Here is a 15,340-nt window from a genome sequence, read left to right as displayed (position 1 = left end):
TGTTTGCCGCCGGAGCGGAACTCAAATCTGCACTATCCGTGCAGCGAGTTACATCATAACGACGTCGAATTGCTCTTGATTATAGAGCGGCTCGATCTGAACTTTGACTTGCTTGCCGACAAAAATTTCCACTTCTGCCAATGAATGGGACTCTTCGCTTTTCAGCGCTTCCCCCACAGCAGGTGATGCGTAAACCAGGAAACGGTCGGAATCATAAGCATGATGCACGCGCACAATTTCACGCATAATTTCATAACACACCGTTTCAACCGTTTTCACCGTACCGCGACCATGGCAAGTTGGACAATCGTTGCAAAGCACATGTTCAACACTTTCACGCGTGCGTTTGCGTGTCATCTCCACCAGTCCGAGCTGTGAGAAACCATTAATACTGGTTTTCACGCGATCTTTACTCAATGCCTGCTCGAGGGAGTGCAGCACGCGTCGGCGATGGTCTTCATTACTCATATCGATGAAATCAATAATGATTATGCCGCCGAGATTACGCAAACGTAACTGGCGAGCTATCGCCTGTGTCGCTTCAATATTGGTATTGAAAATGGTGTCATCAAGATTGCGGTGGCCAACGAAAGCCCCGGTGTTGATATCCACAGTCGTCATCGCTTCAGTCTGGTCGATAACCAGGTAACCACCTGATTTCAGCTCAACTTTTCGCTCCAGCGCACGTTGGATTTCGTTCTCAACGTCGAACAAATCAAAAATAGGCTGGCGACCGCTGTAGTGTTCGATTTTGTTGTGCATTTCCGGCATGTATTCTGCGGTAAATTCCAGCAGCATGTCGTAAGTCAGACGGGAGTCGACACGAATTCGGTCAAGAGCGGCATCAGCAAAATCACGCAGTACGCGCTGCGCCAGTGCTAATTCACCGTAAAGTTGGCAGCGGGTTTTGTTACGTTTTTTGCGCTCGCTGACTTTGGTCCAGACACGCTTGAGGTAAGCCGCATCTGAAGCTAAATCGTCTTCGCATACGCCTTCAGCTGCGGTGCGAATAATGAATCCGCCTTGCTCATCGCAATACGCATTCACTACACGTTTAAGACGTTCACGCTCGGCTTCACTTTCAATGCGCTGGGATACGCCAACGTGGGAAGCTCCTGGCATAAAGACCAAATAACGAGATGGCAGCGTGATATCGGTAGTCAAACGAGCACCTTTGGTACCCAGCGGGTCTTTCACCACTTGAACCATTAAGTCCTGGCCCTGACGCACCAACTCGGAGATATCGCGTACGGTGAAATTTTTCTGCTCTTCTCCCGCCACACATTCGGTATGCGGCATGATGTCAGAAGCGTGAAGAAACGCTGCCTTATCAAGGCCAATATCTACAAATGCCGCCTGCATCCCGGGAAGCACCCGGCTTACACGACCTTTGTAGATATTCCCTACGATCCCGCGGCGTGCTTCGCGTTCAATGTGAATCTCTTGCAGTATTCCACCATCAATGTAAGCCACCCGAGTTTCCGATGGCGTCACGTTGACTAATAATTCAGCCGTCATGTTTTCCTCGTCCATCACGCAATGCGTGAAAATTACTCAGCAATTCATAAGTTTCAACAAGCGGTAAACCGACTACTGCATGATAGCTGCCATTAATCTTCCTGACAAAACAGCCACCAAGCCCTTGAATACCGTATGCACCTGCTTTATCCATCGGTTCACCGCAGGCCACATAACCCGCGATATCCTGTTCTGATAATGCACGAAAAGTCACTTCAGTCGTTACCAGACAATCCAGCAAAGATTCACGGTCTGCCAGCGCAACAGCCGTCATTACCTGGTGCTGATTCCCGGATAACATACGCAACATCTCAGCAGCGTGTTGTTCATCTTTAGGTTTTTCCAACACCTTGCCATTGTAGATAACAATCGTATCGGCACCCAGAACAGGTAAGTCATGTTGCGCGAGCGCAACGCCCGCCCGCGCTTTATCACGCGCCAGGCGCACGACATACTGCTGTGCGCTTTCATGGCTAAGACGCTGTTCTTCTACATCAGTAATGATGCGCTCAAACGACACACCCAACTGAGTCAGTAATTCCTGACGACGCGGGGAGCCGGATGCCAGATACAAAGATGTCATGTTCAATCCTATTGCACTGCAAATTGTTGGCGAATTTTACGCATCAACAAGAATATCCATGGCCACAGTACACCATTGACCACGCTGCTCCAGAAAATTTCTGGGCGGAAAGAGACATTGATAACTAAAAATTCAGACCAGAAAACAATGACATCTGTCATCAATGACAACAGCATAACCACCAAAGCCTGTTGCCAAAGCGCGAGATTGCGGAATAGCTGGTACTTTAACGCCACCAGATAAGCAACGATGCTCAGAGATAATGCGCGCACGCCAAGGGTAGAGCCGCTGATTAAATCCAGTATGGCACCCACCACAAAACCTGTGCCTACATTTACGCGGTGTGGCAGAGCCAGAATCCAGTACAGCAGGATCAGTAATACCCAGTCAGGACGATAGATTTTTAAATCGTCAGGCCATGGCATGACTTGTAACAACAAGGCGACGAGGAAAGAAAGCCAGATGACCCAACGGCCCTGGCTACGGTAACTACCCACTACTGCCCTCCCAGGCTTGCTGGTGCAGCAGGGGCAGGAGTCGTAATACCCGTTGCCGGAGGAGGAACCGGAGCTGGTGGCCCGACAGAATCAGCCGCTGGTAAAACCTGCGGCATCATTTGCATCAAGCGCTCATTCGCCACGCGATGAACTTCATCAGGCGGCATCGGGGTTTTCCCTTCGCGATCCGCGCCCCACAACAGCAGCAAATAACGCAGACGTTGTAAGCCAGCAGTCGGACGAGCCTGAATAACCGTGTATGCGCGCTGAGTATCAAGCTTCACTGAAGAAACGACGCCCACAGGATAGCCTTCCGGGAAGCGGCCACCCAAACCAGATGTCACCAATACATCGCCTACGCGAATATCAGTATTAGCCGGTAAATGTTCCAGTTGCAGATCGTCAGTACAGCCGTTACCCGCCGCGATAATGCGGATGTCATTACGCAGTACCTGAATAGGCAGCGCATGGGTAGCATCACAAATCAGTAAAACACGGCTAGTGAGTTTCGCCACCGCGACAACCTGACCTACGACACCTTTATCACTGATGACGGGTTGACCTTCATAGACGCCGTTCACGCTGCCTTTATCAATAACCACCTGGTCACTGTAAGGATCGTTAACGGTAGAGATAACCTGAGTCACCATTTTTTGCTCGTCCTGACGCAACGGTGAGCCAAGCAGTTCGCGCAGGCGTGCGTTTTCCTGACGATATTGACCCATCATCAGTAATTCGCTGTTTTTCAGGATCAATTCCTGACGCAGTGCACGATTTTCGAGTTCTAGCTGGTCGCGTGATGCCAGTGTTTGCGAGACGCTGTCGAGCAATTCACGGGGACCATTTGAGACAAAATAGAAAGGGCTGACGGCAGTATCCATATACGTTCGAATCTGACTGAACGTACCCAGGCGACTATCGGCAATCATTACACCAATCGCCACCAGCACCGCCAAAATCAGGCGAAACTGTAACGAAGGGCCACGGCTAAAAATTGGCTTCATAGGCTATGCGTATTCCAGGGCCAGCAAGAAAGGGCAGTCTTGATGACTGCCCCTTACGTGCGGCTGATTACTCTTCGCTGAACAAGTCGCCGCCGTGCATGTCGATCATCTCCAGTGCCTTGCCACCGCCACGGGCTACGCAAGTCAATGGATCTTCTGCAACTACTACCGGAATGCCTGTTTCTTCCATCAGCAGACGGTCAAGGTTACGCAGCAATGCGCCACCACCAGTCAGAACCATACCGCGCTCAGAGATATCGGACGCCAGCTCTGGTGGGCACTGCTCCAGTGCAACCATCACCGCACTCACGATCCCCGTCAATGGCTCTTGCAGGGCTTCGAGGATTTCATTGGAATTCAGGGTAAAGCCGCGTGGAACACCCTCAGCCAGGTTACGGCCACGCACTTCGATTTCAAGCACTTCATCGCCTGGGTAAGCAGAACCGATTTCGTGTTTGATACGTTCAGCAGTGGCTTCACCAATCAGTGAACCGTAGTTACGACGCACATAATTAATGATGGCTTCGTCGAAGCGGTCGCCACCGATGCGTACGGAAGAGGAGTAAACCACGCCGTTCAGAGAAATAACGGCAACTTCAGTTGTACCACCACCGATATCCACAACCATTGAACCGGTTGCTTCAGAAACTGGCAGGCCAGCACCGATAGCCGCAGCCATTGGTTCTTCAATTAAGAAGACTTCACGAGCACCTGCACCTTGCGCAGATTCACGAATCGCGCGACGTTCAACTTGAGTTGCGCCAACTGGCACACAAACCAGTACGCGTGGGCTTGGGCGCATAAAGCTGTTGCTATGCACTTGTTTGATGAAGTGTTGCAGCATTTTTTCGGTCACGAAGAAATCGGCAATAACGCCATCTTTCATCGGACGGATAGCTGCGATGTTGCCGGGGGTACGACCCAGCATCTGTTTAGCATCATGGCCGACAGCCGCAACACTTTTAGGTGAACCGGCACGATCCTGGCGAATAGCCACGACAGATGGCTCATTCAGTACGATGCCTTGTCCTTTCACATAAATCAGGGTATTCGCGGTACCCAGGTCAATGGACAGGTCATTGGAAAACATGCCACGAAATTTTTTCAACATACTAAGGGATAATCCTGAAAGCTGGGGCGGAAACAAAATCCGCTTACTTTACCAACCACTCATTGCAGCGACAAGGCGCAAAAATGTTCTGCAATGGTGAAAAATTGTGCAGTTTACTACGACTAATACACTTTCGACACGTTTATCCTCGAACTGCCGAGGAAACAAACAAACGCTGTAGGTTAAACGAACAGTGCAAGGAAGCAAACCGGGTTCATTTCATGCTTCAACAATCTGGTCAGCAGGCGTATTAGCCCCCTTGAGATGCAGCGCGCGTTATTCTACGTGAAATATTCATAAACGGCAGGTTAAACCGAGTATCTTTGCGAATATTTTTTCACGTTGCTGTCTAGTGGTTGAGATGCCGCAAAAAAATCACCTTGAGCACCCGCCACGCCTTTCTCCACCAGTGTCTGCCATTCACTTCGCGTTCTGACTCCGACCGCAAAAACTTGCGTCTGAGTCCCATTACAGGCCTCAACCAGGCTCTGTACAAACAACTGATTTTCAGTTCGTTTCTCAATGTTTCGCACGAGCCCCGGATGCAGCTTTATCAACTCCACATCCAACTCCTTAATATAAGAAGCGCTCACTACGGTCAAACCCGCCTGGGAGACAGCAATACGAGCCCCCAAAGCTTTAATCAAGCGAATCACAGGCTGCAAACGGCTGATGTGTTGACAGACATCTGCCTCTGCAAGTTCAAAAAGAATCCGTCGTCGAAGCGATTTTTCTGACTGCATCAACGCATCACGCAACCAACGCTGGAACGGAGCGCGAATCAGTGATTCTACAGACACCTGAATAGCCAGTGTTTCTTCGGGCCAGAAACCGGCTAAAGGTAACAATCGGGCGATGGTTTGCCGGTCATATTGTTCCGCTAAACCAAACTGCTTCACCATCGGCAAATATTCTGCCGCCAGCACTTCTTGTTCGCCGTCAAAAATCCGACACATGATTTCACGATGATGTACGTAGCCATTACGCATTACCGCCGGTTTTTGATAGAAGCGTGGGCCACCGCGCTGTAACACTTGCTCAATGAGCGTACGCCATTTCACATTGCCGCGCCCTTTTTCCGGCAAACTATCGTCATAGACCGACCAACTATTCGCCCCTTGCAACGAAGCATTACGCGTCGCGACTTCCGCGTTCTCCATCACCTGCTCTTTGGTTTGCCCGCTACGCCATGCACAAATACCGATATGCATCATGTCATTGCGGTCGAGCATTCGGGTTGGCGGCAAGGTATCAACGGCTTTCAGCAACTGGCTGGCAATACTATCGGCTTCTTTTAATGTGCGATGAGGTAACAAAACGGCAAAATCGCTGCGGAAATAACGTGCCAGTAATGCGCCGGGATAACGCATCACAAATGTCGACAACAGATTGATGAGGGTAAATAAGTACTCCTCTACCGCCGCGCGCCCCCATGTTTCATGCAGGGTGTCAAAATCGGGCAGACGGATGATCATCACTACACCATGCGCGCCCACTTGCTCTTGTTCATCCAGCAACGTCGCCAGTTGATTATCAAAAAACAGACGATTATTCAGGCCTGTTTTCGCATCCTGCGCCGCAAAAGCACGAATCAAGGTGTCCATTCTGCTGCGTTGATCGTTCGCGTTTTGCAGATCGGAAAGCAACAAGTCCAAAGCGCTACTGGCTTTCGGAGGCCATTCCAGTACCGATCCGCGCACTTCAACGCCTCTTTCACCGTTCAGAATCCGTCGCGCCCGGTTCTCCAGTAACTCTTGCCCGGCGAGCTGCTTTTTCATCCAGCGGATAGCAAAAAACAGCACGATAAGCATGAAGCCAACCGTGATAGAAAGTGGAACGGTAGTGAAAAGTGAGTTGTAGTAATTCGCGACAGGATCGCGATAGGTGAGAGAGAGGAACATCCCCGGATGCTTCATTAACTCAACAGTCACGGTACGAAAACTGTAGCTATTGCCCAGTAAACGGTAGGATTGGCTCAACTGATGTTGGTAAACCGTGTTGCCGCCTATTTTGAATTTCACCTCGGTGATATCAATGGGCACCATCACTTCGTTGAGGCGATTGATCAGTTCTTCTGGAGAGCTTGAAACCAAATCGTTATCAATGATTGTGGCAACCGCCACCACACGCTGATGAACTTTAAAATGCATCGCATTAAAGAAGCTTAATGAACAACCCACGAGCGTCACAAAAATAGCGAGGCCAGTCAGCAACGTCATAAAAGCAGAAAGTTTCGTCGTTAATCGCATCCTTGAGTTAACTCCGTTTGGTGAAGATAAGACCAGCCTGACTTGATGCGGCATTACATAGTAAAAGAGCAATTCAGGCAAACACGGTGAACAGATTCTTATCCTTTGTTGCAAAGGATACGTAAATACACCGAAATTCAAGTATAGCCTTCATCGGCAGGTATCCCATTAACGCAACCGCAACGAAACCTATCCCTTCTTTAAGTTTCAATTTTTTGTGACATATTCGCAGGGTTCAGCGTTCTCCGTCATGCTTAGCCTATAAAGCCATGCCGGAGAACAAGATGAAAAAAGTAACCCGCTTTACGGAAGCAGATGTCACACCCGAATCGGTTTTTATGCTGAAACGCCGCCAGGTGCTGAAAGCGCTGGGCATCAGTGCCGCGGCTCTCTCGCTTCCTCAAACTGCCCATGCTGATATTCTCTCCTGGTTTAAAGGGAACGACAGGCCACCCGCGCCATCGGGAAAACCCCTGCAATTTAGCCAGCCTGAACAATGGCAGGCAAAACTCGCCATGACCCCAGAAGACAAAGTGACGGGTTACAACAATTTCTACGAATTTGGCCTTGATAAGGCCGACCCAGCAGCCAATGCCGGAAGCTTAAAGACCGATCCGTGGAAAATCACAATTAGCGGTGAGGTGGCAAAACCACAAACACTTGACCTTGACGATCTTTATAAGAAATTCCCACTGGAACAGCGTATTTATCGGATGCGTTGTGTCGAAGCCTGGTCGATGGTGGTGCCGTGGATAGGTTTCCCACTCAGTAAACTGCTCGCGCTAGTCGAGCCCACCAGCAAAGCAAAATATGTCGCCTTCGAAACGCTTTACGACCCGGAACAAATGCCCGGGCAGAAGGACCGTTTTATCGGTGGCGGGTTGAAATATCCCTACGTCGAAGGATTGCGTCTTGATGAAGCAATGCACCCTCTGACTCTACTTACGGTCGGCGTTTACGGGAAAGCGTTGCCACCGCAAAACGGTGCACCGATACGACTCACCGTGCCATGGAAATACGGCTTTAAAGGAATAAAGTCGATTGTCAGTATCAAACTGGTTAGCGAGTTACCGCCTACCACCTGGAATATGGCAGCACCTAATGAATACGGATTTTATGCCAACGTAAACCCAAATGTTGACCACCCACGCTGGTCGCAAGCCAGTGAGCGATTTATCGGATCAGGTGGGGTACTGGATGTAAAACGCCAGCCGACGCTGCTGTTTAATGGTTATGCCGACCAGGTCGGATCGCTATACCGCGGCTTGAATCTGAAGGAGAATTTCTAAAGTGCGATTAACAGCAAAACAGATAACCTGTCTTAAAGTCGTACTGCATCTCGCGGCCTTCTTACCTTTTGTCTGGTTGTTTTATGCTGCAAACCAGGGGCTTTTAAGTGCCGACCCGGCAAAGGATATCCAGCATTTTACCGGCAGAATGGCGCTTAAACTGTTGCTGGCAACGCTGCTAGTCACACCGTTGGCGCGATACGGGAAGCAGCCGCTGCTGATTCGAACCCGTCGGTTGTTAGGATTATGGTGTTTTGCGTGGGCCACACTTCATTTAGTCAGCTACGCCATGTTGGAATTGGGCATCAACAATCTGGCGCTACTTGGCCGGGAACTGGTCACGCGCCCGTATTTAACTTTAGGAATAATCAGCTGGTTGGTACTGCTATCATTGGCAGCAACATCTACGCAGTCGTTACAACGAAAATTGGGGCCACGCTGGCAAAAGCTGCATAACTTCGTCTATCTGGTCGCTATCCTTGCCCCGATTCATTATCTGTGGTCAGTAAAGGTTATCTCACCGCAACCATTGCTGTATGCTCTGGGCGCAATCATCCTTCTGGCCTTACGCTACAAGAAATTCCGTCAGTGGCGGCGTTAACGAAAGATATGTGTTGTTCCCCGCAGAAAAGTGATCAACCTGGCCCCGTTTAGGGATATGAGTTGATCATCTTCCCTGATAAGACCAGTATTTAGCTGCCAATTGCTACGAAATCGTTATAATGTGCGACTTTGGTTTTTCTGACAGGCCATTTTCTGGCTCTGAAGGTGACAACCGAGCAACTTAGGTATATTTTGTAAAATACCTACAAATTGCAGGAGATGGCAGCACGATGTCGGCTAATTTTCACATTTTGCTTTTGAACGGCCCGAATCTTAACATGCTGGGAACACGTGAGCCTGAGAAGTACGGCACGCTGACTTTAGCCCAAATTGTTAACTCGCTCGAAGAAGAAGCAAAAACGCTAAATGTCTCGTTCAGCCACCTGCAATCCAACGCGGAATATGAATTGATCGACCGAATTCATCAGGCTAAAGACACTGTCGATTTTATTCTGATTAATCCGGCCGCGTTTACTCATACGAGCGTTGCACTGCGTGATGCCTTATTAGCGGTAGATATTCCGTTTATTGAGATCCATCTGAGCAATGTGCATGCGCGCGAACCGTTCCGCCATCATTCATATCTTTCTGATAAAGCGGTTGGTGTCATCTGCGGATTAGGCGCTGACGGCTATTCATATGCACTACAGACGGCGGTAAAACGCTTGTCAAAATCCATCTAAACAAGAGTACGGAACCCACTCATGGATATTCGTAAGATTAAAAAACTGATCGAGCTGGTTGAAGAATCAGGCATTTCTGAACTGGAAATTTCTGAGGGCGAAGAATCTGTACGCATCAGTCGTGCACCGGCAAACACCGGTTACCCAATGATGCAACAGGCTTATGCTGCTCCAATGTACCAGCCACAGCCGCAACCTGGCCTGTCTAACGTTGTTGCACCTGCCGCTCCGGCAGAAGCACCAGCGGCTGCTGAAATCAGTGGTCACATCGTGCGTTCCCCAATGGTCGGTACTTTCTACCGCACCCCAAGCCCGGATGCTAAGTCATTTGTTGAAGTTGGCCAGAAGGTTAACGTTGGCGACACTCTGTGTATCGTTGAAGCAATGAAAATGATGAACCAGATCGAAGCTGACAAAGCCGGTGTGGTGAAAGCCATCCTGGTTGAGAATGGCCAACCGGTTGAATTTGACGAGCCGCTGGTCGTCATCGAGTAACGAGGCGATTATGCTGGATAAAATTGTCATCGCTAACCGTGGCGAGATTGCTCTGCGTATTCTTCGTGCCTGTAAAGAACTGGGTATCAAGACTGTCGCTGTGCACTCCACTGCGGATCGCGATTTAAAACACGTATTACTGGCGGATGAAACTGTTTGTATCGGTCCCGCTCCGTCGGTAAAAAGCTATCTGAATATCCCGGCAATCATCTCTGCAGCAGAAATTACTGGTGCAGTTGCGATTCACCCAGGTTATGGCTTCTTGTCTGAAAACGCCAACTTTGCCGAGCAAGTTGAACGTTCAGGCTTCATCTTCATTGGCCCGCGTGCTGAAACTATTCGTCTGATGGGCGATAAAGTGTCTGCAATCAACGCAATGAAGAAAGCTGGCGTACCTTGCGTACCAGGCTCTGATGGCCCTCTTGACGGCGATATGGATAAAAACCGTGCTCATGCTAAACGCATTGGCTACCCGGTTATTATCAAAGCGTCTGGCGGTGGCGGCGGTCGTGGTATGCGTGTCGTACGTAGCGATGCCGATCTGGAACAATCCATTAATATGACCCGTGCGGAAGCGAAAGCTGCTTTCAACAACGACATGGTCTATATGGAAAAATACCTGGAAAACCCACGCCATATCGAGATTCAGGTATTGGCTGACGGCCAGGGCAAAGCGGTTTACCTGGCAGAACGCGACTGCTCTATGCAGCGTCGTCACCAGAAAGTGGTTGAAGAAGCGCCAGCACCGGGCATCACGCCGGAACTGCGTAAATTCATCGGCGAACGCTGTGCTAAAGCCTGTGTTGATATCAACTATCGCGGTGCAGGTACTTTCGAGTTCCTGTTCGAAAACGGTGAGTTCTACTTCATTGAAATGAACACCCGTATTCAGGTTGAGCACCCGGTAACAGAAATGATCACCGGCGTTGACCTGATTAAAGAACAGCTGCGCATTGCTGCAGGCCAGCCGCTGTCTATCAAGCAAGAAGACGTTCATGTTAAAGGCCATGCGGTAGAATGCCGTATCAACGCCGAAGACCCGAATACCTTCCTGCCAAGCCCAGGCAAAATCACTCGCTTCCATGCGCCAGGTGGTTTTGGTGTGCGTTGGGAATCACACATTTACGCCGGTTACACCGTACCGCCGTATTATGATTCCATGATTGGCAAACTGATCTGCTTCGGTGAAACGCGTGAAGTCGCGATTTCTCGCATGAAAAATGCTTTGGCTGAACTGATCATCGATGGCATCAAAACCAACGTTGATTTGCAGACTCGCATCATGAACGATGAAAACTTCCAGCACGGTGGAACTAACATCCACTATCTGGAGAAAAAACTGGGTCTTCAGGACTAAGTTTTCTCAAGAAGTAACATCGTGATAAGGCCGGTTCTCCGGCCTTTTTCTTTTTTGATCCCCATCTTCTCGCTATGCGTTACAATCGCCGCTTTCCGCCAACTCAAGGGACAATAATGGACGCGCGTTTTGTTCAGGCCCATAAAGAAGCCCGCTGGGCGCTTTGGCTAACCCTTCTCTATCTTGCCGCATGGTTAGTGGCTGCTTACTTACCTGGTAATGAAATCGGCCCAACTGGCCTACCGCACTGGTTTGAAATGGCGTGCCTGCTGGTACCTTTGTTGTTCATTTTACTGTGCTGGGCAATGGTGAAGTTTATCTTCCGTGATATTCCTCTGGAGGATGATCATGCAGCTTGAAGTCGTATTACCGCTGGTAGCCTATCTATTAGTGGTTTTTGGCATTTCCATGTACGCCATGAAACGCCGCACCACAGGTAATTTCCTCAACGAATATTTCCTGGGTAGCCGCTCGATGGGCGGGTTTGTATTAGCGATGACGCTAACCGCCACTTATATCAGTGCCAGTTCATTTATTGGCGGGCCTGGAGCTGCTTATAAATATGGGCTGGGCTGGGTTTTGCTGGCAATGATTCAATTACCGGCGGTATGGTTATCTCTGGGTATTCTGGGTAAAAAGTTTGCCATTCTGGCGCGTCGCTATAACGCCGTTACCCTGAATGACATGTTGTTCGCCCGTTATCAAAGCCGTCTGCTGGTTTGGCTGGCGAGTCTTAGCCTGTTAGTGGCTTTTGTTGGCGCGATGACCGTGCAGTTCATCGGTGGCGCACGCTTACTGGAGACGGCAGCCGGTATTCCTTACGAAACGGGATTGCTGATTTTTGGTATCAGCATTGCGCTGTATACCGCGTTTGGTGGCTTCCGTGCCAGCGTTCTCAACGACGCAATGCAAGGCATGGTGATGCTGGTTGGCACGATTTTGCTGTTGGTGGGCATCGTTCACGCAGCCGGTGGTTTGCACAACGCAGTAGATACGCTGCAGCATATCGACCCTAAACTCGTTTCACCGCAGGGTGCCGATGACATCCTTTCCCCGACGTTCATGACCTCATTCTGGGTGCTGGTCTGCTTCGGCGTGATTGGTTTGCCGCACACGGCGGTACGCTGCATCTCTTATAAAGACAGCAAAGCCGTGCACCGTGGCATTATCCTCGGCACAATTGTGGTCGCGATTTTGATGTTTGGTATGCATCTGGCGGGCGCGTTAGGCCGTGCAGTGATACCGGATTTGAAAGTCCCTGATTTGGTTATCCCAACGTTGATGGTCACGGTGTTGCCACCAATAGCGGCGGGAATATTTCTTGCGGCACCCATGGCGGCAATTATGTCGACAATTAACGCCCAATTGCTGCAATCATCCGCTACGATCGTCAAAGATCTTTATCTGAATATGCGACCGGATCAGATCACTAACGAAAGGCGTCTGAAAAGAATGTCATCGGTGATCACGTTGATTCTGGGTGCGTTGCTGCTACTCGCGGCATGGCGCCCACCAGAAATGATCATCTGGCTGAATTTGCTGGCGTTTGGTGGGCTTGAAGCGGTATTCCTGTGGCCTTTAGTGCTCGGCCTTTATTGGGAGCGAGCCAATGCTGCGGGCGCGCTAAGTGCAATGATTGTCGGTGGCGGGTTGTATGCAGTGCTGGCGAGTTTCAAAATCCAGTTATTTGGCTTCCACCCCATTGTGCCATCCTTATTACTAAGTTTGCTGGCGTTCCTGGTAGGCAACCGTTTCGGTCAGCCGCTGCCTGCACCAGCACTCGTTCCAACTACTGATAAATAAAGAGTTTCGCTATGCCATGGATTCAACTGAAAATTAATACTACCGGCGCAACCGCTGAAGAACTCGGCGATGCACTGATCGAAAGCGGCGCAGTATCCGTGACCTTTCAGGATACCCATGACACACCGGTATTCGAGCCATTACCTGGCGAAACCCGTTTATGGGGCGATACCGATGTGATCGGTTTGTACGACGCTGAAACAGACATGGAAGAAGTCGTCGCGATTCTCGAAAACTGCCCACTGCTGAGCGTGGGTTTCCGTCACAAAATCGAGCAACTCGAAGATAAAGACTGGGAACGTGAATGGATGGATAACTTCCACCCGATGCGTTTTGGCCAGCGCCTGTGGATTTGCCCGAGCTGGCGCGATGTGCCCGACGCCAACGCGGTAAATGTCATGCTCGACCCAGGTCTGGCGTTCGGGACAGGTACGCATCCAACAACTTCGTTGTGCCTTGAGTGGCTTGATGGACTGGATCTGGCAGGCAAAACCGTTATCGATTTCGGCTGTGGTTCCGGCATTCTCGCGATTGCGGCGCTGAAACTGGGTGCTGCTAAAGCGATTGGTATTGATATCGACCCACAAGCCATTCAGGCCAGCCGTGATAACGCAGAACGCAACGGTGTTTCTGAACGCCTGGAGCTGTATCTGCCACAAGACCAGCCAGAAGCCATGAGCGCCGATGTCGTGGTCGCAAACATCCTTGCAGGGCCTTTACGTGAGTTAGCTCCTTTAATCAGCGTGCTGCCTGTTCAGGGCGGTTTCCTTGGGCTTTCTGGCGTGCTGGCAAGCCAGGCCGAAAGTGTTTGCGAAGCGTATCAGGACAAATTCACCCTTGATCCTGTCGCCGAAAAAGAAGAATGGTGCCGCATTACTGGTATCAAACGCTAAGTCCCCCTTCCCCCTTAAAGTGGCCAACTGGCCACTTTAAGTAAAAGTTAATACCTGATTTTATTGCCCCGCCATTTTTGCCCACTCTTTCCTGAAAACCGAGTTTTACAATGCGCCGCTTCAAACATGTCAGTTAAACGACGCTATTTAATAAAATTTATCAGGGAATGAATCAATGAAAACCACTTTGCGCACGCTGGCAATTCTCACTATGGGAATGCTGCCCGCTTTAGCCATGGCCTCTCACTGGAGTTACGAAGGTGAAGGCTCGCCAGAACATTGGGCCGAAGTCAGCCCAGAAAACCAAACTTGTAAAGTGGGGATGAATCAGTCGCCAATTGACATAAAAAACACGCTAAAAGCGCATATCAACCCGCTAAAATCTAGTTATGTAGACTCCCCTATCAACATCATAAATAACGGCCATACTATCCAGGCGGGTTTCGCAGCCAGTGTGAAAGATGTGGTGACAATTGATGGCGTTCCTTTCCAGCTTCAGCAACTCCATTTCCATGCGCCAAGCGAAAACACTCTCAATGGCAAACATTTCGCCATGGAAATGCACCTGGTGCATAAAAATGCTGAGGGAGAGATTGCCGTCGTCGCAGTGATGTTTGAAACCGGGACTGCCAACAGTGAACTCGCTAAACTCTGGCAGACGATGCCAGCCAAAGCCGATGAAAAAGCAGAATTAAAACAAAAAATCGATGTGAACAAATTACTACCAGAGGATCTGTCCCATTATCGTTTCAGCGGTTCGCTAACCACTCCACCCTGCTCTGAAGGTGTACGCTGGTTAGTGATGAAGCATCCTGTGACACTCTCGGTGCAGCAATTGAAACAATTCACCACAGCAATGCATCATGGAAATAACCGCCCAACACAACCCTTGCATGGCCGTGAAATTGTTGAGTAAACCACTTATTGCGGGGGAGTAAACTCCCGCTTTCTCGTTTATTGCCCCAAGGTCTGAATAGACGAATCCCGGCACCAAAATGAGACATTCCTCGCAGAAAAATGCCAAAACTGCTGAACAAAGCAGCAGTTTATCTGGCGCTTTGCGCCTAAAATAATGTTAATTGCTTTCCAATTTCACTAAAAATGAAAAGAGCACAAAACAACCACCTCAAGCTAACACAATGAAATTAATCATTAATTTATTTATGCTATCGCACAGGATGCGGATTCATTGATCTACGACAGCTGATTGTTCAAAGTTTGGCCTTTCATCTCAGGTCAAAAATGCGTAATATAC

15 protein-coding genes are annotated in these 15,340 nt (G+C 49.6%); 9 read left to right on the top strand and 6 right to left on the bottom strand.

Annotation, left to right across the window (positions count from 1 at the left end; genetic code table 11):
* Nucleotides 1–48 precede the first annotated feature (48 nt).
* The 6 genes from rng to csrD form a co-directional block, all read right to left on the bottom strand.
* Entirely contained in the window at nt 49–1,518 is a 1,470-nt protein-coding gene (gene rng / locus MNO13_RS02180; protein WP_064543042.1) for a ribonuclease G, read from the bottom strand.
* Nucleotides 1,508–2,101, bottom strand: coding sequence for a Maf family protein (locus MNO13_RS02175; RefSeq protein ID WP_064543040.1), 594 nt, complete (start codon nt 2,099–2,101; stop codon nt 1,508–1,510). Before MNO13_RS02175 ends, rng begins: the two co-directional genes overlap by 11 nt.
* 8 nt (nt 2,102–2,109) lie before the next feature.
* On the bottom strand, nt 2,110–2,598 hold the full coding sequence (mreD, locus tag MNO13_RS02170) for a rod shape-determining protein MreD (protein ID WP_034459838.1): 489 nt from the start codon (nt 2,596–2,598) through the stop codon (nt 2,110–2,112).
* Nucleotides 2,598–3,602, bottom strand: a complete 1,005-nt coding sequence (mreC, locus tag MNO13_RS02165) for a rod shape-determining protein MreC (protein WP_064543039.1) — start codon at nt 3,600–3,602, stop codon at nt 2,598–2,600. Before mreC ends, mreD begins: the two co-directional genes overlap by 1 nt.
* A 67-nt stretch (nt 3,603–3,669) precedes the next feature.
* Nucleotides 3,670–4,713 (bottom strand): rod shape-determining protein MreB, encoded by a 1,044-nt coding sequence (gene mreB / locus MNO13_RS02160; RefSeq protein ID WP_034498906.1) that lies wholly within the window; start codon nt 4,711–4,713, stop codon nt 3,670–3,672.
* 308 nt (nt 4,714–5,021) lie between these two features.
* Nucleotides 5,022–6,962, bottom strand: coding sequence for an RNase E specificity factor CsrD (gene csrD / locus MNO13_RS02155; protein ID WP_121814803.1), 1,941 nt, complete (start codon nt 6,960–6,962; stop codon nt 5,022–5,024).
* A 284-nt stretch (nt 6,963–7,246) separates the two neighbouring features.
* Between csrD and msrP the strand changes: the two genes are divergently transcribed.
* From msrP to MNO13_RS02110, 9 genes are all read left to right on the top strand, one after another.
* Entirely contained in the window at nt 7,247–8,251 is a 1,005-nt protein-coding gene (msrP, locus tag MNO13_RS02150) for a protein-methionine-sulfoxide reductase catalytic subunit MsrP (RefSeq protein ID WP_064543035.1), read from the top strand.
* 1 nt (nt 8,252) lies between these two features.
* Nucleotides 8,253–8,852, top strand: coding sequence for a protein-methionine-sulfoxide reductase heme-binding subunit MsrQ (gene msrQ / locus MNO13_RS02145; protein ID WP_064543033.1), 600 nt, complete (start codon nt 8,253–8,255; stop codon nt 8,850–8,852).
* Between the two features lie 232 nt (nt 8,853–9,084).
* Entirely contained in the window at nt 9,085–9,537 is a 453-nt protein-coding gene (gene aroQ, locus MNO13_RS02140; RefSeq protein WP_034459855.1) for a type II 3-dehydroquinate dehydratase, read from the top strand.
* Between the two features lie 21 nt (nt 9,538–9,558).
* Entirely contained in the window at nt 9,559–10,032 is a 474-nt protein-coding gene (gene accB, locus MNO13_RS02135; RefSeq protein ID WP_064543031.1) for an acetyl-CoA carboxylase biotin carboxyl carrier protein, read from the top strand.
* A gap of 10 nt (nt 10,033–10,042) precedes the next feature.
* A complete protein-coding gene (accC, locus tag MNO13_RS02130) occupies nt 10,043–11,389 on the top strand; it encodes an acetyl-CoA carboxylase biotin carboxylase subunit (RefSeq protein ID WP_064543029.1) in 1,347 nt (448 codons plus the stop codon).
* A 116-nt stretch (nt 11,390–11,505) separates the two neighbouring features.
* Nucleotides 11,506–11,748, top strand: coding sequence for a YhdT family protein (locus MNO13_RS02125; protein WP_064543027.1), 243 nt, complete (start codon nt 11,506–11,508; stop codon nt 11,746–11,748).
* Complete coding sequence (gene panF / locus MNO13_RS02120) at nt 11,738–13,192, top strand: sodium/pantothenate symporter (protein ID WP_064543024.1); 1,455 nt, start codon at nt 11,738–11,740, stop codon at nt 13,190–13,192. Before MNO13_RS02125 ends, panF begins: the two co-directional genes overlap by 11 nt.
* Nucleotides 13,193–13,203: 11 nt before the next feature.
* Nucleotides 13,204–14,085 (top strand): 50S ribosomal protein L11 methyltransferase, encoded by an 882-nt coding sequence (gene prmA / locus MNO13_RS02115; protein ID WP_064543022.1) that lies wholly within the window; start codon nt 13,204–13,206, stop codon nt 14,083–14,085.
* Nucleotides 14,086–14,260: 175 nt separating this feature from the next.
* Nucleotides 14,261–15,001 carry a carbonic anhydrase gene (locus tag MNO13_RS02110; RefSeq protein ID WP_064543020.1) on the top strand — a complete coding sequence of 247 codons (741 nt, stop codon included), beginning with the start codon at nt 14,261–14,263 and terminating at the stop codon, nt 14,999–15,001.
* Nucleotides 15,002–15,340 lie beyond the last annotated feature (339 nt).

This window comes from Buttiauxella ferragutiae, from assembly GCF_022637515.1.
Lineage (GTDB): Bacteria > Pseudomonadota > Gammaproteobacteria > Enterobacterales > Enterobacteriaceae > Buttiauxella > Buttiauxella ferragutiae.
This window is presented reverse-complemented; position numbering and strand designations above follow the sequence as displayed.